25 protein-coding genes and 1 pseudogene are annotated in these 17,855 nt (G+C 64.8%); 18 read left to right on the forward strand and 8 right to left on the reverse strand.

Annotated features, from left to right (window positions below; translation table 11 throughout):
- Positions 1 to 68 precede the first annotated feature (68 nt).
- The 5 genes from AC0WR5_RS17675 to AC0WR5_RS17695 all read right to left on the reverse strand — a co-directional run bounded on the left by AC0WR5_RS17675 (position 69) and on the right by AC0WR5_RS17695 (position 2,779).
- Positions 69 to 641: a F0F1 ATP synthase subunit B gene (locus tag AC0WR5_RS17675; protein WP_475865130.1), complete on the reverse strand. Its 573-nt coding sequence runs from the start codon at positions 639 to 641 to the stop codon at positions 69 to 71.
- Positions 642 to 646: 5 nt separating this feature from the next.
- Positions 647 to 1,198 (reverse strand): F0F1 ATP synthase subunit B', encoded by a 552-nt coding sequence (locus AC0WR5_RS17680; RefSeq protein ID WP_475865131.1) that lies wholly within the window; start codon positions 1,196 to 1,198, stop codon positions 647 to 649.
- Between the two features lie 91 nt (positions 1,199 to 1,289).
- On the reverse strand, positions 1,290 to 1,526 hold the full coding sequence (locus AC0WR5_RS17685) for a F0F1 ATP synthase subunit C (RefSeq protein WP_475865132.1): 237 nt from the start codon (positions 1,524 to 1,526) through the stop codon (positions 1,290 to 1,292).
- An 85-nt stretch (positions 1,527 to 1,611) separates the two neighbouring features.
- Positions 1,612 to 2,334, reverse strand: coding sequence for a F0F1 ATP synthase subunit A (locus AC0WR5_RS17690; protein WP_475869054.1), 723 nt, complete (start codon positions 2,332 to 2,334; stop codon positions 1,612 to 1,614).
- Between the two features lie 109 nt (positions 2,335 to 2,443).
- Positions 2,444 to 2,779, reverse strand: coding sequence for an AtpZ/AtpI family protein (locus AC0WR5_RS17695; RefSeq protein WP_475865133.1), 336 nt, complete (start codon positions 2,777 to 2,779; stop codon positions 2,444 to 2,446).
- Positions 2,780 to 3,086: 307 nt separating this feature from the next.
- Between AC0WR5_RS17695 and AC0WR5_RS17700 the strand changes: the two genes are divergently transcribed.
- The gene (locus tag AC0WR5_RS17700; protein ID WP_475865134.1) at positions 3,087 to 3,443 is read left to right on the forward strand and encodes an ArsR/SmtB family transcription factor; all 357 of its coding nucleotides are present in this window, start codon (positions 3,087 to 3,089) and stop codon (positions 3,441 to 3,443) included.
- Here AC0WR5_RS17700 and AC0WR5_RS17705 read toward each other — a convergent pair.
- Positions 3,440 to 4,288, reverse strand: coding sequence for a DMT family transporter (locus AC0WR5_RS17705; protein WP_475869055.1), 849 nt, complete (start codon positions 4,286 to 4,288; stop codon positions 3,440 to 3,442). The genes AC0WR5_RS17700 and AC0WR5_RS17705 overlap by 4 nt on opposite strands.
- Before the next feature lie 62 nt (positions 4,289 to 4,350).
- On the reverse strand, positions 4,351 to 5,238 hold the full coding sequence (locus tag AC0WR5_RS17710) for a LysR family transcriptional regulator (protein WP_475865135.1): 888 nt from the start codon (positions 5,236 to 5,238) through the stop codon (positions 4,351 to 4,353).
- A gap of 415 nt (positions 5,239 to 5,653) precedes the next feature.
- On the opposite strand from AC0WR5_RS17710, the gene ffh reads away from it, so the two are divergent.
- The 14 genes and pseudogenes from ffh (at position 5,654) to AC0WR5_RS17780 (ending at position 14,729) form a co-directional block, all read left to right on the forward strand.
- Complete coding sequence (gene ffh, locus AC0WR5_RS17715; protein ID WP_475865136.1) at positions 5,654 to 7,162, forward strand: signal recognition particle protein; 1,509 nt, start codon at positions 5,654 to 5,656, stop codon at positions 7,160 to 7,162.
- Positions 7,163 to 7,288: 126 nt separating this feature from the next.
- On the forward strand, positions 7,289 to 7,843 hold the full coding sequence (locus AC0WR5_RS17720; protein WP_475865137.1) for a GNAT family N-acetyltransferase: 555 nt from the start codon (positions 7,289 to 7,291) through the stop codon (positions 7,841 to 7,843).
- Positions 7,840 to 8,391: a GNAT family N-acetyltransferase gene (locus AC0WR5_RS17725; protein WP_475865138.1), complete on the forward strand. Its 552-nt coding sequence runs from the start codon at positions 7,840 to 7,842 to the stop codon at positions 8,389 to 8,391. The genes AC0WR5_RS17720 and AC0WR5_RS17725 overlap by 4 nt, the downstream gene beginning before the upstream one ends.
- Entirely contained in the window at positions 8,388 to 8,936 is a 549-nt protein-coding gene (locus AC0WR5_RS17730; RefSeq protein WP_475865139.1) for a GNAT family N-acetyltransferase, read from the forward strand. The genes AC0WR5_RS17725 and AC0WR5_RS17730 overlap by 4 nt, the downstream gene beginning before the upstream one ends.
- Before the next feature lie 8 nt (positions 8,937 to 8,944).
- Positions 8,945 to 9,550: a GNAT family N-acetyltransferase gene (locus AC0WR5_RS17735; RefSeq protein ID WP_475869057.1), complete on the forward strand. Its 606-nt coding sequence runs from the start codon at positions 8,945 to 8,947 to the stop codon at positions 9,548 to 9,550.
- Between the two features lie 4 nt (positions 9,551 to 9,554).
- On the forward strand, positions 9,555 to 9,854 hold the full coding sequence (locus AC0WR5_RS17740) for a chorismate mutase (protein ID WP_475869058.1): 300 nt from the start codon (positions 9,555 to 9,557) through the stop codon (positions 9,852 to 9,854).
- A gap of 84 nt (positions 9,855 to 9,938) precedes the next feature.
- Entirely contained in the window at positions 9,939 to 10,304 is a 366-nt protein-coding gene (rpsP, locus tag AC0WR5_RS17745; RefSeq protein WP_475865140.1) for a 30S ribosomal protein S16, read from the forward strand.
- Positions 10,305 to 10,378: 74 nt separating this feature from the next.
- Positions 10,379 to 10,516: a hypothetical protein gene (locus AC0WR5_RS17750; protein WP_475865141.1), complete on the forward strand. Its 138-nt coding sequence runs from the start codon at positions 10,379 to 10,381 to the stop codon at positions 10,514 to 10,516.
- Between the two features lie 138 nt (positions 10,517 to 10,654).
- A complete protein-coding gene (gene rimM / locus AC0WR5_RS17755; RefSeq protein ID WP_475869059.1) occupies positions 10,655 to 11,158 on the forward strand; it encodes a ribosome maturation factor RimM in 504 nt (167 codons plus the stop codon).
- 17 nt (positions 11,159 to 11,175) lie between these two features.
- Complete coding sequence (locus AC0WR5_RS17760) at positions 11,176 to 11,997, forward strand: hypothetical protein (RefSeq protein ID WP_475865142.1); 822 nt, start codon at positions 11,176 to 11,178, stop codon at positions 11,995 to 11,997.
- 32 nt (positions 11,998 to 12,029) lie between these two features.
- Positions 12,030 to 12,806, forward strand: a pseudogene (trmD, locus tag AC0WR5_RS17765) (tRNA (guanosine(37)-N1)-methyltransferase TrmD); the annotation flags it as partial.
- Between the two features lie 594 nt (positions 12,807 to 13,400).
- On the forward strand, positions 13,401 to 13,778 hold the full coding sequence (gene rplS, locus AC0WR5_RS17770) for a 50S ribosomal protein L19 (protein WP_475865143.1): 378 nt from the start codon (positions 13,401 to 13,403) through the stop codon (positions 13,776 to 13,778).
- A gap of 11 nt (positions 13,779 to 13,789) precedes the next feature.
- Positions 13,790 to 14,011 carry a 50S ribosomal protein L31 gene (gene rpmE / locus AC0WR5_RS17775; protein WP_475865144.1) on the forward strand — a complete coding sequence of 74 codons (222 nt, stop codon included), beginning with the start codon at positions 13,790 to 13,792 and terminating at the stop codon, positions 14,009 to 14,011.
- A gap of 205 nt (positions 14,012 to 14,216) precedes the next feature.
- A complete protein-coding gene (locus AC0WR5_RS17780) occupies positions 14,217 to 14,729 on the forward strand; it encodes an acyloxyacyl hydrolase (RefSeq protein WP_475865145.1) in 513 nt (170 codons plus the stop codon).
- Positions 14,730 to 14,802: 73 nt separating this feature from the next.
- On the opposite strand, the gene AC0WR5_RS17785 is transcribed toward AC0WR5_RS17780, so the two are convergent.
- Complete coding sequence (locus AC0WR5_RS17785) at positions 14,803 to 15,285, reverse strand: MarR family winged helix-turn-helix transcriptional regulator (RefSeq protein ID WP_475865146.1); 483 nt, start codon at positions 15,283 to 15,285, stop codon at positions 14,803 to 14,805.
- A 240-nt stretch (positions 15,286 to 15,525) separates the two neighbouring features.
- On the opposite strand from AC0WR5_RS17785, the gene ectA reads away from it, so the two are divergent.
- From ectA to AC0WR5_RS17800, 3 genes are all read left to right on the forward strand, one after another.
- Positions 15,526 to 16,059, forward strand: a complete 534-nt coding sequence (gene ectA, locus AC0WR5_RS17790; RefSeq protein WP_475865147.1) for a diaminobutyrate acetyltransferase — start codon at positions 15,526 to 15,528, stop codon at positions 16,057 to 16,059.
- 66 nt (positions 16,060 to 16,125) lie between these two features.
- Positions 16,126 to 17,403 carry a diaminobutyrate--2-oxoglutarate transaminase gene (gene ectB, locus AC0WR5_RS17795; RefSeq protein WP_475865148.1) on the forward strand — a complete coding sequence of 426 codons (1,278 nt, stop codon included), beginning with the start codon at positions 16,126 to 16,128 and terminating at the stop codon, positions 17,401 to 17,403.
- Between the two features lie 6 nt (positions 17,404 to 17,409).
- A complete protein-coding gene (locus AC0WR5_RS17800; protein ID WP_475865149.1) occupies positions 17,410 to 17,808 on the forward strand; it encodes an ectoine synthase in 399 nt (132 codons plus the stop codon).
- Positions 17,809 to 17,855 lie beyond the last annotated feature (47 nt).

The raw sequence follows: 17,855 nt of genomic DNA on the forward strand, positions 1-17,855 counted from the left end.
CGGCATCCGGACACGAGAAAGCCCGGCCGTTTCCGACCGGGCCTTTCTATCTTCAAGACCGTTCAGCCTCAGTTCAGACGTGCCTTGACGTCGTCGATGGAGCTATCGATCAGGCTGTTGGCCTGCTCGGGGGTCATTTGCTTGGCGATCACTTCGCGCGCGGCGGCCACGGCCACGGAGGCCGCCCGATCACGCACTTCCTTCACCGCGTTCTTCTCGGCGGTAGCGATCTGCTCTTCGGCCTGCTTCACGCGGCGCTCAATCGAGGTCGCGAGGTCGGCTTCGGCCTGCTCGGCAGCTGCGGCGGCCTCGGCCTTGGCGGTCTCGACGATCCGGTCAGCCTGCGCTTGCACTTCCTTCTGCTTGCGCTCGTAGCTTGCCAGAAGGCTCTTGGCGTCCTCGTGCAGGGCGCGGGCCTCGTCCAGCTCGGACTTGATACCAGCGGCCCGCTTGTCGAGCATGCCGGCCAGAATGGCGGGCACCCGGAAATAGACGATCACTGCCACGAAGAGCAGGAAGGCCATCAGGACGATGAAGTTCGAGTTGGCCAGCGAGAAGAACTTGGGGTTCTCGACGGTGGCCGCGAACGCCGGGCTTGCGGTCAGGGCAAAGGCGGGGATCAGGGCGGCAATCTTGCGCATCTGGATCATCCTTTCAGCCGTGCACTGACGGCGCTGTCGACCGCTTCGGTCGGAGCGGTGAAGCCCAGGGCAGCGATCAGTTCCACTGCCGTGTCCTTGGCCACGATCTCCGCGGCTTCGGCGGCACCTGCACGGATCTCGGCAATGGCTTTTTCGCCCTCTGCCGCTTTCTCCGCGATGGTCTCATCTGCCAGAGCTATCGCCTTTGCCAGCTTGGCCTGGTTTTCGGCCTTGGTGGCGGCGATAATGTTCTGTGCCTCGGCGCGTGCATCGGCGAGAGCCTTTTCATAGGCCGCTTCCGCGTCCTTGGCCTTCTGCTTCAGCTCTTCCGCCATGGCGATGTCGTTTGCGATCGTTCCCGCCCGGTCTGCCAGAACGGAGCCCACACGGGGCAGCGCGATCTTGGACAGGATCAGGTAGATCACGACCAGCGTGACGATAAGCCAGAAAATCTGGTTGCCCCAGGTCGTGAAATCGAGCTGCGGCATGCCACCGGACGCTGCGTGCCCTGCGGCGTCAGCAGCATGACCTGCGGCTTCATGCGTTTCGGTCGCCATCTTGCGTCTCCCGGGAACTGGATCTTTTAGTCAATTTACCACGGGTGGGCCACTTGGACCCACCCGCGCGTAAGGATCTGTTCCGAAAGCCTTAGACGGCGAACATCAGCAGCAGAGCGACGAGGAACGAGAAGATCCCCAGTGCTTCTGCAAAGGCCATGCCGATGAAGAGCGTGGCGGTTTGCGATGCAGCTGCCGACGGGTTGCGCAGGGCGCCCGACAGGAAGTTGCCTGCAACGGTGCCCACACCCATGGCGGCGCCGCCCATACCGATGGCAGTCAGACCGACACCGATGTACTTGCCCATTTCTGCGATATCGCCTTCCATGTGTATTCTCCTTACGTTGGAATTGGCTGGATAGGTTTGGTTCGGGAGGGGCGTGAGGATCACGCACCCTGCACGTTCGTAATTCTCAGTGAGCCGGATGCAGCGCGTCTTTCAGGTACACGCAGGTCAGGATCGTGAAGACATAGGCCTGGATGAAGGCAACGAGCAGCTCCAGGCCGTACATGCCGGTGATCGCGATGATCGACACGGGGCTGACGGCAGCCAGTGCGGCAAAGCCTGCGAACACCTTGATCACGGCGTGGCCGGCCATCATGTTGCCCGCAAGACGAATGGAGTGGCTGACGGGGCGCACGAAGTAGGAAATCACCTCGATCAGGGCCAGCAGCGGGCGCACGGCGAGCGGCGCCGAGGAAACCCAGAAGAGGCCGAGGAAGTGCGTGCCGTGCAGCACGAAGCCCAGGATCGTCACGGTCAGGAAGACCGCCAGCGCCAGTACGATCGTCACGGCAAAGTGCGACGTCGGCGTGAAGGCCATCGGCACCAGGCCCAGAACGTTGGCCATCACGATGAACATGAAGAGCGTGAAGATGTAGGGGAAGTAACGGATGGCTTCCTTGCCGGCCACGTCCTCGACCATCTTGTAGACAAAGCCATAGGCCATTTCGGCCACCGACTGGATCCGCGACGGGATCGTCTTTCGGCCAGAGGTCCCCAGAACCATCAGCGCCATGATCACGACAACACAGACGGCCATCCAGAGCGTGGCGTTGGTGATCGTGTACCAGTGAACGTCACCGTGACCGAAGAGCGGACGAACCTCGAACTGCTGCATCGGGTGGAACGTCATCTCGGCGGTCTGTTCCACGAAGAAACCAAGCCCGAGGAGCACAATCACGACCGCGAGGAAGATGATCTTCCGTGCACCACCGCCACTGGTCTGAACGTCGTTCGCCATTTCAATCCCTCGTTTCATCCCCGGCAGATTTTTCGCCGGTATTGTCCGTCTGCAGCTCCTGGGCGGACCGGATCATGGTTTTGATCCCGGCCACGAAGCCAAGTATGGTGAACACGATCATCATCAGGGGCGCCGTACCGACAAGCCAGTCGAGCCCAAATCCGATGCCGAAACCGATCAGAAGACCGGCAACGAGTTCCGTCACCATGCGCCAACCCACCTGGGCCGCCGAATAATGATCCTGTCCGTGGGATTTCTCTTCCTTCGGCGCACCCTTGACCGCGGCAATCCTGGCCTCGAGATCGGCCATTTTTTCCCGGTGGTCGGGTTCACTCATGAAAGAAGACGTCCCCACTTTGGTTGATGCCTTGCTAAGCACGAGGGCCACATGAGTCAAGTTGGATCACCGACGCGTGAGGCGTACACCAACTAACTGTAATCGCATGAAAATCTGCCTTGGAATTCGCTGTAAATTCATCCATCCGGCGCCTGCATCCGGTCGTTTGCGGGCAAAAGGCATTCTCAACCATCCGGTTGAGTAACCATTTCCGCGCCCCTGACAGCCCTTGCTTGCCGCTCAGGTTCAACCGCGTGGTTAAGCGTTGTTATTGACGTTTCGGCCGGCCGCGCCCTATCTGGCAGCCATGACATCGCCCGCCCACTCCCCTCTCGACATGGTCTTTGCCGCGCTCAGCGACCCCACGCGACGCGCGATCCTGGCGATGCTGCTAGAGGATGACATGGCGGTTTCCGACGTCGCCGAGCCCTTCGACATGTCCCTGGCTGCGATTTCCAAACATCTCGTGATCCTGGCAAACGCCGGGCTGATCACGCAGGAAAAGCGTGGCCGGGTCAAATGGTGCAAGCTGGAACCCGACGCCCTGCGCGAAGCCTCGATCTGGATGCAGGGCTTCGGTCAGTTCGAGGCCGTCAACCTGGATGCCTTCGAGCGCTTCCTCGAAAGCGAGCTGAACGCCGGCATCGCGGAAGAGGACGTCTAGTCCTTCAGAAGCAGCAGCAGCGCCACGATTGTCATGGCCACGCCGACCAGGACCATCGGCGCGGGCATCGGCCCGCCCAGCGCCACTGTCCACAGGATCACCCAGCTCGGCGTCAGATAGGTATAGGCCATCACCTTGGCCGCCGGCAGGCGGAACGAGGCGTACTGCAGCAGCACCCCGGTGATGGCCGTGGCACCCAGCGCGGTATAGACCAGCGTCACCCAGACCACCGGCGGCACGGCAAGCCAGTCCGTCGCGATGATCTCGGGCCAGGCCCAGATCCACAGCAGGATCGCACCGGCCACCAGGGTGCCGAAGGTAAAGGCCACCGTCGGCTCGCCCCGGTTCAGCTTGGGAACCAGCGGGGCATAGATCGCATGGGCCACGCAGCCCACGAAGTAGATCTTCTCGCCCGGCCCGAGGTGAAACCCCAGCAGCGCCGAGAGGCGCCCGTCGAAGATGACCCAGATCGCACCGCAGGCGCCGATGGCCAGCGCAAGCGCCATGCGCCGGCTGGTGTGCTGGCGCAGCAGAAGCCAGCCAAAGCCCGCCGCCATCACCGGCACCAGCGTGAACATCGAGGCCGAAGTCACCGGAGACGCCGTGCGCAGACCTTCGAACATGGTCACGAAGTAGACGGCAAAGGTGCCGCCCAGCAGCAGGTAACGCCAGGGTGCCCGGAAATGCGCGCGCTTCAGCCCGCCGCCGCCGACCTGCGCCGCCACGCCCACGCAGATCGCGGCCAGCACGAAGCGCACCGCGATCAGGGCACCGGCGTCCACATGGCGTACCGCCATCGCCCCAAGCGGAAAGGACCCCGCGACGATGCAGGAAAACACCAGCATCGCCAGGTGCCCCTGCCCCGCAAGGCCCAATCCGGATGTCTGGCGCCCCTGGTCCGAGCCGCTCAAATCGTCTCGTCTCGCAGGTGCACGGTGTTGTCCTTCAGGAAGTTCAGGAAGGCCTGCACCTTGGTCGTCCGGTGCAGGTCCATGTGCGTGACCAGCCAGAGCCGGCTCTCCCAGTCTTCCAGCGGCTCATGCACCTCGACGAGGTTGTCATGCGCCTCGGTCTCGTAGGTCCCGAGGAAGCCCAGGCCCACGCCGGACAGCACGGCCTGACGCACGGCGCGCGGATCGCCGGACTTGAACACCACCTGGTGCGCGGGAATGTTCTCGCGCATCCACTGGGCAAAGGGCGCCCGGCTTGCAGGGTCATCCACACCCACGAAGCGATGCCCGGCCATGCGGCCCGGGATCTTCGGCATGCCGTGGCGCTCGATGTAGTCCTTGCTGCCATAGATCGCGCTCTTCAGGCGCAGGAAGGGCTGAACGACGTTGTCGGGCTGCTGCGGCGGGCTGCCGGCGCGGATTGCCACATGCGCCTCGCCGTATTCCAGCCGGAACAGCCGCGCCGAGGTCAGATAGCGCAGGATGACATCCGGGTAGGCTTCCTGGAACTGGGCCAGCAGCGGCACGAGCAGCTGGCTCAACCCGCCGATCGTGGTCACCACGAGCTCGCCCGAAACCTCGTTGCCGCGCCCCTTGATACGCGCCGACAGCTGGCTGAACTGGTCGTCGGTGGCCTGCGCCACCCGAAGCAGGTCCTGCCCCGCCTCCGTGGCGGTATAGCCGCGGGTGTGACGCTGGAACAGTTTCACGCCCAGCCGCTTTTCCAGGGCATCGATGTGACGGATCACCGTCGCATGGTGCACGCCCAGAACATCCGCCGCACCAGAGACGGTGCCCAGACGGGCTACCTGGTAGGCGGTGCGGATCTCATCCCAATTGTCCATGGCGAACCTGTGCATTCAAGTCATTGTTGCCGCCATCAATGCCCTTCTCGTGCGCAGATGCAATAGGGATGGCGGACATAGCTGTTATGTTCATCCCCGCGGAAGACCCCGTCGGCGCCGGTTCGCCCAATGCCACAGGGCGCTCCGGGCCGTATCCCCGCGGTCCGGAAAGGCAAAGAAAGCCCTGCAATGCTTGACTCTCCACGCCCATGCGCCTAAACGCCAAGTCAATTCCCGGAGTCTGCCATGATTCCGGTCCCATCGCCTTTGCGGGGATCGCCACCAGTCAGCGCGTTGCGCCCACTGGTGCGCTTGGGCTTTGTCCCTTTCCCCGGATCAGAGGTTGAGCTTTGAACCGCCCTCGCCCAAATGGGGGTTAACGCAGTCAGTCAGAGGCCTGAAGGAGGGCCGGGGCATGTTTGAAAATCTATCCGAACGCCTCTCCGGCGTCTTCGACCGCCTGACCAAGCAGGGGTCGCTTACCGAAGAGGACGTGAAAACCGCCCTCCGCGAAGTGCGCGTGGCCCTGCTCGAGGCCGACGTCTCGCTGCCCGTGGCCCGCGACTTCATCACGGCGGTCACAAGCAAGGCCACAGGCGCCGCGGTCACCAAGTCGGTCACCCCGGGCCAGCAGGTCGTCAAGATCGTCCATGACGAGCTCATCGGCGTGCTGACCGGCTCCGAGGACCCGGGCAAGCTCAAGATCGACAACCCGCCCGCGCCGATCCTGATGGTCGGCCTGCAGGGCTCGGGCAAGACCACCACCACCGCAAAGCTTGCCAAGCGGATGAAGGAACGTGACGGCAAGAAGGTCCTGATGGCCTCGCTCGACGTCAACCGCCCCGCCGCCATGGAACAGCTCGCGATCCTCGGCACCCAGATCGGCGTCGATACCCTGCCCATCGTCAAGGGCGAGGATCCCGTCTCGATCGCCAGGCGCGCCAAGACCCAGGCCAGCCTCGGCGGCTACGACGTCTACATGCTCGATACCGCCGGCCGCCTGCACATCGATCAGGAACTGATCCAGCAGGCCGCCGATGTCCGCGACGTGGTCAACCCGCGCGAAACGCTGCTCGTGGTCGACGGGCTGACCGGCCAGGACGCCGTCAACGTCGCCACCGAGTTCGACGACAAGATCGGCGTCTCCGGCGTGGTCCTCACCCGGATGGACGGCGACGGCCGTGGTGGTGCCGCGCTCTCGATGCGTGCCGTCACCGGCAAGCCGATCCGCTTCGTCGGCCTCGGCGAGAAGATGGACGCCATCGAGACCTTCGAGCCCGAGCGGATCGCCGGCCGGATCCTCGGCATGGGCGACATCGTGGCCCTGGTCGAAAAGGCGCAACAGACGCTCGAGGCCGAACAGGCCGAGCGCATGATGAAGCGCTTCCAGAAGGGTCAGTTCAACATGAACGACCTCAAGATGCAGCTCGAGCAGATGCAGAAGATGGGCGGCATGGAAAGCGTCATGGGCATGATGCCCGGCATGGGCAAGATGGCCAAGCAGGTGCAGGACGCGGGCTTTGACGACAAGATCATCGCCCGCCAGATCGCCCTGATCCAGTCGATGACCAAGCGCGAGCGCGCCAATCCCCAGCTGCTGCAGGCCTCGCGCAAGAAGCGCATCGCCGCCGGTGCCGGCATGGAGGTCTCCGACCTCAACAAGCTGCTGAAGATGCACCGTCAGATGTCCGACATGATGAAGAAGATGGGCAAGATGGGCAAAGGCGGCATGATGAAACAGGCCATGAAGGGCATGTTCGGCAAGGGCGGCATGCCCGGCGGCATGGACCCCTCGCAGATGGATCCGAAAGCCCTCGAAGAGGCCGCAAAGGCCATGGGCGGCAAGGGCGGCATGCCCGGCCTTCCGGGTCTTGGCGGCGGCGCCCTGCCCCCCGGCCTCTCCGGCTTCGGCAAGAAGAAGTAACCTCAGGATGACCTTCACCATGTCGCATATCCCGCATCAGCCCGCCTCCGGGCTGCAGCCGGCGCTCCGCGCCGGAGCGGCTGCGGCATGGCCCCGTCATGCCACCGCCGGGCAGGAGGCAGGCGCATGATGCCCTCCTCCCCCATCTACCCGGTGCTGGAAACCGCGCGCCTGAAACTGATCTGCCCTGCCGCGCCGGAATTCGACGCCGTGGCCGCCTACCTGATGCCGGGCGCCCGTCCCTTCGTGGATCAGCACCCCGACGAGGAAGCCGCATGGTGGTCGATCGCCACGATCATCGGCCACTGGCACCTGCGCGGCTATGGCCATTTCGCCGTAATCGAGAAGGAAACCGGCCTGAACTGCGGTCTCGTCGGCCCATGGTTCCCCAAGGGCTGGCCCGAGCCCGAGCTCTCCTGGCAGCTGCTCGACGGCGCCGAGGGCAAGGGCGTGGCCACCGAGGCCGCGCGCTGCGTGCTCGACTGGCTCTTCCAGGAAAAGGGCTGGGCCTCCTGCATCAGCCTCGTCGATCCCGGCAACGACCGCTCCATCGCCATGGTCGAGCGTCTCGGCGCGCGTGCCGAGGGCATGTTCTATCACCACATGACCGGCGATCTGCGGATCTGGCGCCACGTGCCCCGTACCGCCCAGGGCCGCAAGCTGCTGGAGGGGATCGAATGACCACGTCCTTCTCCATCCCCACCCTCACCAGCGAGCGCCTCACCCTGCGCGCCCCCGGCGCCCGGGATGTCGATGCGCTTGCCGCCTTCTATGCCTCGGACCGGTCGAAATTCGTCGGCGGCCCGATGACGCGCGAGCAATCCTGGCGCCAGCTGGCCACCGAGATCGGCCACTGGGCGCTCTGCGGCTATGGCCGCTGGATGGTCGACGTCACCGAAACCGGCGACACTGCCGGCATGGTCGGCCTCTGGAACCCCGAAGGCTGGCCCGAGCCGGAAATCGGCTGGGACCTGATGAACGGCTTCGAGGGCCGCGGCTACGCCACCGAGGCCGCCGCGACCGCCCGCGCCTATGCCTACGATGTGCTGGGCTGGAGCACCGCGATCAGTCTCGTCGCGCCGGAAAACACCGGCTCGGCCCAGGTTGCCACCCGCCTTGGTGCCCACCACGACAGCGACTACCAGCATCCGCGCTTCGGCCTGCTGCATGTCTACCGCCATCCCGGCCCCGACGCGCTGATCAACGGCGGTGCGGAGGCCTACGCATGAAGCAGCCCGCCGCGTCCCATTTCTCGATCCCCGTGCCCCGCCTGGAAACAGAGCGGCTAGTGCTGCGCGGCCCGCTGGCCAGCGACTGGGACGCCCTGCGCGCCTTCTCCATGGATCCCGAGCGCACCCGTTTCATCGGCGGCCCCGCAGACCGCGATTTTGATATCTGGCGCAGTCTCACCTCGATGATCGGTCACTGGGTCTGGCATGGCTACGGCTTCTGGACGCTTGAGGAAAAGGCCTCGGGTCAGCCGGTTGGCCGCATCGGCGTGATCAATCACGTCGAATGGCCCGAGCCGGAACTCGGCTGGCATCTCTTTGCCGGCGCCGAGGGCAAGGGCTTTGCCCAGGAGGCCGCCACGGTGATCCGTGCCTATGCAGCCGACACCTTCGACCTCGATCGCCTGATCAGCCTGATCGACGCCGACAACACCCGCTCGCGCGCCCTGGCCGAACGGCTCGGCGCCGTGGTCGAGCGTGAAGGCGAACTGCTGGGCAAGCCCTGCCTGGTCTACCGGCATCCTTCCGTGAGGGAGGTCGCGTGATGGCGATGATGCAACCCGGCGATATCCCCGTGCTGGAAACCGACCGTCTTGTCCTGCGTGGCCCGGAGCCGCAGGATTACCCGGATTTCCGCGCCACCTTCAGCTCCTACCGCTCCCGCTTCATGGGCGGCCCGCTCTCGCCCTACGAGACCTGGATGCTCTACGCGGCAGAGATCGGTCACTGGCAGATCCGCGGCTACGGCATGTGGATGATGCACGACAAGGAAACCGACAAGCCCCTCGGCATGGCCGGCGGCTGGAAACCCGCGCAATGGCCCGAGGCCGAGCTCGCCTGGATCATCTGGCCCGAGACCGCCGGACGCGGCTATGCGCTCGAGGCGACCCATGCCGCGCGGGCCTATTTCTACGACGAACTCGGCTGGGAGGGCGCTGTCTCCTATGTCGACCCCAAGAACCTGGACTCGATCCGCCTGGCCGAGCGCCTCGGCGCGGTGAAGGACCCCGAGGCCAAGTCTGTCGATGGCAACGACGTCTGCTATCGCCATCCCTCGCCTGCCGTCCTCAAGGGCGGCCAGATTGCCGACGGTATCGAAATGGAGATCCGCTCCTATCAGGATCCGCTGTTCCGCCCGAAAGGATACGCCCTTGACTGACCACGTGACCAAAGACGCCGTCGCGCGCGCAGCAGAGGTGCTGAAAGAGCACCGCCAGAGCATCGACCGCCTCGATGCCATCCTCGTCTACACCCTGGGCGAGCGTTTCAAACATACTCAGGCCGTGGGCAAGCTGAAGGCCGAACACGACCTGCCCCCGTCCGATCCCGCGCGTGAAGAGATGCAGATCGCGCGCCTCGAAGAGCTTGCGAAAGAGGCCGACCTCGACCCCGCTTTCGCCAAGAAATTCCTGAATTTCATCATTCAGGAGGTGATCCGGCATCACCGGCAACACCAATCCTGAGGGGCCAGCGGCCACCGCCCCCCTCACCTCGACTGCCTGGCGGCAAAGCCGCCGAACCAACGCCATTCAAAGGAGATCTCAACAATGGCCATGAAAATCCGTCTCGCCCGTGGTGGTTCCAAGAAGCGCCCCTTCTACCGTATCGTCGCCGCTGACTCGCGCATGCCCCGCGACGGCCGCTTCATCGAGAAGCTGGGCACCTACAACCCCCTCCTGCCCAAGGACAGCGAAGAGCGCGTGAAGATCGACATCGAGCGCGTGAAGTACTGGATCGAGAAGGGCGCCCAGCCGACCGACCGCGTGTCGCGCTTCCTCGAAACCGCCGGCGTGATCGACAAGAAAGAGCGCGCCAACCCCAAGAAGGGCACCCCGGGCAAGGCCGCTCAGGAACGTGCTGAAGCCAAGGCAGCAAAAGCCGCCGAAGCTGCGGAAGAAGCTTCCGCCGAGTAATCGTCTCCCGGTGCCCCGCGCCACCGCTCGCGGGCTGGTGGCGCGGGCCCGGCTGATCGGAAAGGTCGCGCCGAATGCTCTTTCGTCCGTTCCGGCTGATCCTGCTGCTGGCCGTAGCCTTCATCGCGGGCATGGCCTATCAGCATGAACGGCAACGGCAGGAATGCATCGGGCAGGCCGCGCTGCTGGCCGATGTGCTCTGCGACGAGTAAGATGATCTGGCCCCCCGCACCATATCCGGTGCGGGGGGCCGTTTCGCAACGGGGCCAAGCCACAGGCACGGCCCGCAATCCAGGCCTTCTTTCAGGCCCTTTTCGAGGGAAGTGACCCAGGTGAACGACAAAGCCAGAGTGACGGAAAATGTCTGTGTGGGTGCCGTGGCCGGCGCCTTCGGCGTGCGTGGCGAGGTGCGACTCAAGAGCTTCTGCGCCGATCCCGAGGCGATTGCCGATTATTCCCCGCTGACCGACGAGAGCGGCACGCGGAGCTTTTCCATCACCCTGACCCGGGCCATCAAGAACGGCTTCGCCGCCCGCCTCGGCGGGATCGAGACCAAGGAGGAGGCCGACGCCATCAAGGGCCTGCGCCTCTATGCGCCGCGCGACCGCCTGCCTGCCCTTCCCGACGACGAGTTCTACCATGCCGACCTGATCGGCCTGACCGTGGTCGATACCGGCGGCACCGAGCTCGGCCGCGTCAAGGCGGTGATGGACCACGGCGCCGGCGACCTGCTGGAAATCATTGTGCCCGGCGGGTCGGCCACGGTGCTGCTGCCCTTCACCCGCGAGGCCGTGCCCACCGTCGACATCGAAGCCGGGCGCATCGTCGCCGATCCGCCCGAAGGCCTGTTCTGAGATGACGCGCCGCTGACATGGCGCCGCGGCTGATCATCCACGCGGGCTTCCACAAGACCGGCACTTCCTCGGTGCAGAAGATGCTGGACCAGGGCCGCGAGGCCCTCGCGCCGGCCCTGCGGGTTCTGATCAAGGACGACATGCCCGATGTCTGCCGCACCGCGCGCGACTATGCCTTTGCTCCCGGCGCGCTCGAGCTGACGCTCTTCGCCTACGAGGTGGCGCGCCTCTTCGAGAGCCTCGATCCCGCAGATCCGCGCCCGCTTTTGGTCTCCTGCGAGGATCTCGCCGGGCTGATCCCCGGCCGGCATCAGCGCCTCGGCTATCCCGCCGTGGGCGCGCTCATGCGCGCCATGGTCGACACCGCCCGCGAGGCCTGGGACCGGCCGATCGACACGGTGCTCTATTTCTCCACCCGCGCGGCCAAGCCCTGGATGCGCAGCTGCTACAACCAGCACCTGCGCGTCACCCGCATCACCGAGGATTACGAGAGCTACCGCGTCTGGCAGGCGCCCCACGCCAACCTTGCCGCCATTGCCGGCCGCGTGGCTCCGGCGGTGCCCGGAGCCCGCGTCCATGTCCGCCCGTTGGAGCGCACCACGATCATGGCCCACGGCCCGTTGTCGCCGCTGCTGCGGTTCGCGGCTGTGCCCTGGACCTTGCGCCGCAAGGTCGGCCCCGTGCCCCGGGCCAACCGCTCCCTGCCGGAGGACGTCCAGGCCCGGCTCCTGGCGCTCAATCGCTCCGATCTGGCCCCGGAAGAGCTGACCGAGCGCAAACAGGCGTTGATCAGCGCCGCGCGACAGGGCAAAACCGCCGCCGGTCCCGGCGACGCCTGAGCGTCGGTTCCAGGACGCAGGAAGGACATGCGATGGCTTTGAAATCACACGGACGCAAGAGCATCACGCTGAGCGCGAAACCGCGCTCGCTGATGGACGGGCCGGAACGGCTGGCCGGGGTCTGGGCGGCCCAGGTGATCACCCTCCTGCCCCAAGCCTTTCCCGGCATCCTGGGCGAGAGCCTGACCGGCAAGGCGCTGAAGGACGGGCTCTGGCAGCTCTCCACCATCGACCTGCGCGAACATGGCATCGGCAGGCACCGCAACGTCGATGACACCCCCGCCGGTGGCGGCGCCGGCATGGTGCTGCGCCCCGACGTGATGGGCGCGGCGATCGACCAGGCGCTGACCGACAGCCGGGGCAATGCCCCGCTGATCTACCTCTCGCCGCGCGGCCGCCGTTTCGACCAGCAGATGGCCCGCAACCTGGCCCGCGCCGACGGTGTCACGCTGATCTGCGGCCGGTTCGAAGGTCTCGACGAGCGGGTCCTGGAACATTACGGCGTGCAGGAAGTCTCGCTCGGCGATTTCGTCATGACCGGCGGAGAGATCGCGGCCCAGGCCATGCTGGACGCCACCGTGCGCCTGCTGCCCGGGGTTCTCGGCAATGCCGAGAGCATCGAGGAGGAGAGCTTCTCGGAAGGCATGCTGGAGCATCCGCAGTACACCCGCCCGGCCGAATGGCAGGGCCGCGAGATCCCGGAGATCCTGATGTCCGGGCATCACGGCAATATCGCCAGGTGGCGCCGGGCCATGTCCGAGGCGATCACCCGCGCCCGCCGCCCGGATCTCTGGGCCGCCTACCGCGCCGGCCTGCTCGACGATGCCGTGGCCGAGGTGCGCGACGCCGCCACCCTTGCCGCCTTCCTGCGCAGGCAGGGGGCCGAGGGGGCCGCACCGGCGCTGATCGAGCTGCTGGAGGGCCGCGGTGCCGAGATCGGCCTGCCCGACAATCCCTGGCAGGCCGCCGCCCGGCTCTTCCAGCTCGCCGGCGAGAGCTGAGCCCGACCGGCGCACGCCAAGGGGGCCATCTGCCCCCTCCGGGCCTGCGGCCCGTTCACCCCCGAGGATATTTCCGGCCAGATGAGAGAGCCGGACGGCGGTGCCCCCTGCGACCCGCAGAAACCCTTGTGTAAAAGGGAAATGGGTGTTGTGCGACGCGGCGAAATGGGCTATCTGCGGCGCGTCCGGGGCCGGAATCGGCCAGCCGGACTTGTTTTTCTTGTCCATGCCTCGCCTTCTTCGGCAAGGGTCGGGCGGAAAAACCTGCAAGCGAATGACGACCTGATCCTCCGGCGGGCTGCGGTGCACCACGAGATGCACGGGCGGGACCCGATGAAGACGCGGAGTTCTGAGGCGGAAACCAACTTCGCGGGGCAACCGCGGGCAAAATGGAGAATTGCGATGGATCTGATCGCACAGCTGGAAGCGGAACAAATCGCTTCGCTGGGGAAAACCATCCCCGATTTCAAGGCCGGCGACACCGTTCGCGTCGGCTACAAGGTGACCGAAGGCACGCGCACCCGTGTGCAGATGTACGAAGGCGTTTGCATCAGCCGCAAGAACGGCGCAGGCATTGCCGGTTCGTTCACCGTTCGCAAGATTTCCTTCGGTGAAGGCGTGGAACGTGTGTTCCCGCTCTACTCGACCAACATCGAGTCCATCGAAGTCGTGCGCCGCGGCCGTGTCCGTCGCGCCAAGCTGTACTACCTGCGTTCGCGTCGCGGCAAATCCGCACGTATCGCCGAAGTCAGCAACTACAAACCCAAAGCGCAAGCGTAAGGAGCGTCGTCATGAAAGCGGATACCCACCCCGATTATCACTTCATCGACGTCAAGATGACCGATGGCACGATCCTCAAGATGCGCTCGACCTGGGGCAAGGAAGGCGACACCATGTCGCTCGACATCGACCCGACCGTGCACCCCGCATGGACTGGTGGTTCGTCGCGCCTGATGGATGCCGGCGGTCGCGTCTCCAAGTTCAAGAACAAGTACGCCGGCCTGGGCTTCTGATCTGCCGATCAGCCCTTTCCGGACGGAAAGAAGCGCCGCTCCCTCGGGGGCGGCGTTTTTCGTTCGCGGGCCTCTCTTGCCGGGCTTGCGTTCACATCGCCGTGGCGTCCGTGGGGCCACAGCCCCGGCAGACTGCACCGGGCGGTACAGAGAGCCATGACAGACGCGGATAACTCCTGTAGGAAGGCGAAAAAACAGGAGCAGAATGATGGACGGCACCCTAGCAGTACTCTTCCTCGTCGCGGGCCTTTCGGACATGGGCCTGAACTATTGCCCCGAAGAGGGCTGCCTCGCCGAACGGCGCATGGAGCCGCGTGTCGGCCTCAGCTACGGCAACGTGATGTTCCAGGAAGAGCATATCTCGGAGGAGGCCTTCTTCCGATATGACGTCCCCTTCAAGTACGGCCCCTTCCAGCCCACCATGGGTCTTTCCGCCACCACTGACGGCGACGTCTGGGCCGGTGCCGGCGCCGCCTGGACGGGGCATTACAACCAGGCCTACATGCAGCTCTACCTGATGCCCGGCCTCTACGCCCAGGGCGACGGGCCGGACATCGGCACCCTGCTGGAGTTCCGATCCGGCATCGAGATCGGCTGGGAGGCCCGCAACGGCATCCGCTACGGGGTCACCTACGACCACCGCTCGAACGCCGATCTCTCCTCCACCAACCCGGGGCTGGAGACGATCCAGTTCAAGATTTCCTTCCCGATCGACTGACCCTCGGCCGGGCAGACATGAAAACGGGCGCCTCTCCGGGCGCCCGTTGGCGTTTGGTCACATCGAGGCCAGCTCAGACCGGACGGCGATCCTTGAAATCGCCCACGTCGAGCACCGGCGAGGCATCCAGCTCATCCGCGTCGAGCATCGCCGCGACGCGCTCGAGCGAGGCGATCAGCTGGGCCTGCTCCCAGTCCGGCAGGGCCTCGAACTTGCGGACATAGCGCTGCTGCAGAGGGTCGGGCGCATCCGCGAGGGTCTGCCGGCCCTTGTCCGTCACGGCGATGATCATCTGCCGGCGGTCCACCTGGCTGCGCTCGCGCGTCAACATGCCCTGGCGCTCCAGCTTGTCCAGCAGCGCGGTGACCGTCGCCTGGGTCACGCCCATCTGGACAGAGATCGCCTTGGGTGTCGACATCCCCTTCTCGGCCACCAGCTGCATCACGCGGAACTGCACCGGCGACAGGCCCGCGGCCTGCGCCAGCTCCTTTCCGAACAGCTCGGTTGCCCGCAGGATCCTGCGCAGCGCAATCAGACTCACATCCGTCCGGTTCATTCCCATCCGTCCCATGTCAAAACCGGCGGTATCGTCGCATTGCAGAGAGCGAAAGGCAATTGTTTGCCTACTTGTAGTGTTTTCTCTTCGCATAGGTTAAATATGAGGGGCTATATTTCTTATTTTCAAGGGGAATTATACTTCCTAACCTGAATTTTTGCCAAATTATGCTTTGATGGGTTGAAATAAATACTTTGGCAGTTACTTTGTTAGACGAAGCAAACAGAGTGCAGGACACCCATGCTTGACGGAAGTGGAACATTGAAACCGAACACCCTGACGCTGCGCAAACCCGTGGCGGAAGACGGCGAGGCCATCTGGCAGCTCGTGCGCGAATGCAAACCGCTCGACGAGAACTCGATGTATTGCAACCTCGTGCAATGCGATCATTTCAAGGACACCTGCGTGGTGGCCGAGGATGACGAGCAGGGCGTGATCGGCTGGGTCTCGGGGCACCAGGTGCCAGACGATCCCTCCACGATCTTCGTCTGGCAGGTGGCTGTCTCTCCGCGTGCGCGCGGCATGGGCCTGGGCGGCAAGATGCTCTCGCATCTGGTCAATCGCTCCGGCCTGGAAGAGGTCACGCGCATGCAGACCACCATCACGGCGGACAACGAGGCCTCCTGGGCGCTCTTCCGCCGCTTCGCCAGGCGCCTTGGTGGCGCGCTGAGCCACGAACCGCACTTCACGCGGTCCGACCATTTCGGCGGTCGCCACGCGACCGAGCACATGGTCACGATCCAGCTGCGCGAGGGCGTGCGCAAAGCCGCCTGATCGCCCTTCGCTGATCGCCTCCCCCCCCTGAAAAAACCCAAGGAAACCCCTGTTATGACGACTGACATGTCAGCCGACAAAACCGTATTCGACCGACGCGAATCCGAGGCGCGCAGCTACTGCCGCAGCTTCGACACCGTCTTCACCTCCGCCTCCGGCTCGGAAATGACCGACGCCGAGGGCCGGACCTACATCGACTTTCTGGCGGGGTGCTCCTCGCTGAACTACGGTCACAATGACCCCGACATGAAGACCGCGCTGATCGAGCATATCAGCGCCGATGGCATCGCCCATGGCCTCGACATGTACACCGAGACCAAGGCTGCCTTCCTGAAGAGCTTCGAGGACAACATCCTCAAGCCGCGCGGTATGGATCACAAGGTGATGATGGTCGGCCCCACCGGCACCAATGCCGTCGAGGCGGCGCTGAAACTGGCCCGCAAGGTCACCGGCCGCACCAACGTGATCGCCTTCACCAACGGCTTCCACGGCATGACCATGGGTGCCCTGGCCGCGACCGGCAATGCCGGCAAGCGCGCCGGCGGCGGCATGGACCTGCATGGCGTGACGCGCATGCCCTACGAAGGTGCCTTCGGCGAAGGTGTCGACACGCTCGCCATCATCGAGCAGATGCTGGGAAACCCCAGCTCCGGCATCGACGCGCCGGCAGCCTTCCTGCTGGAACCCGTGCAGGGCGAAGGCGGCCTGAATGCCGCCTCGAAGGAATGGATCGAGGGCATCGCCAGGCTCGCCAAGAAACACGGCGCGCTGCTGATCCTCGACGACATCCAGGCCGGCATCGGCCGCACCGGCACCTTCTTCTCCTTCGAGGAGATGGACGTGCAGCCCGACCTCGTGCCGATGGCCAAGAGCCTCTCCGGCATGGGTCTGCCCTTTGCGGCGCTGCTGGTAAAGCCGGAGCACGACATCTGGAAGCCGGCCGAGCACAACGGCACCTTCCGGGGCAACACCCACGCCTTCGTCACGGCCCGCGTCGCGATCGAGAAATTCTGGAGCGACGACAGCTTCCAGCAGGAGATCGCCACGAAATCGGCGCTGCTGACCGAGGCTCTGGAAGAGATCGCCAAGATGGTGCCGGGTGCCCGCCTCAAGGGCCGCGGCATGATGCAGGGCGTCGACGTCGGCTCGGGAGAGCTGGCTTCCGCCATCTGCCACGAGGCCTTCGAGAACGGCCTGATCATCGAGACATCGGGTGCCGACGACGAGGTGGTCAAGGTGCTGGCGCCGCTGACGACGCCCACCGCGACCTTCCGCAAGGGTCTGCAGATCCTTGCCAATGCCGTCGCCGCCCAGACCGAAACCCAGAAGATTGCTGCGGAGTAACAGACAATGATTGTACGTGATTTCAACGAGATCGTGAAAAACGAAAAAGACCGTGTGACCTCGGATGCCAAGTGGACCTCGGTCCGGATGCTGCTGGCCAACGACGGCATGGGCTTTTCCTTCCACATCACCTTCCTCGAGGCCGGTTCGGAGCACACGTTCCACTACAAGAACCACTTCGAGAGCGTCTATTGCATGCAGGGCAAGGGCCGGATCACCGACCTTGCCACCGGCGAGACGCACGAGATCAAGCCCGGCGTCATGTATGCGCTGAACGAGCATGACAAGCACACGCTGGTCGCCGACGAGGAACTCGTCATGGCCTGCTGCTTCAACCCGCCCGTCACCGGCACCGAGGTGCACCGCGAAGACGGCTCCTACGCGCCGGCCAAAGAACTGGCCTGAGGCATTGCGGCCGGCCGAAAGGCCGGCCCTTCGCCCGCGGGATACCC

The organism is Pseudooceanicola sp. DL12, from assembly GCF_056270665.1.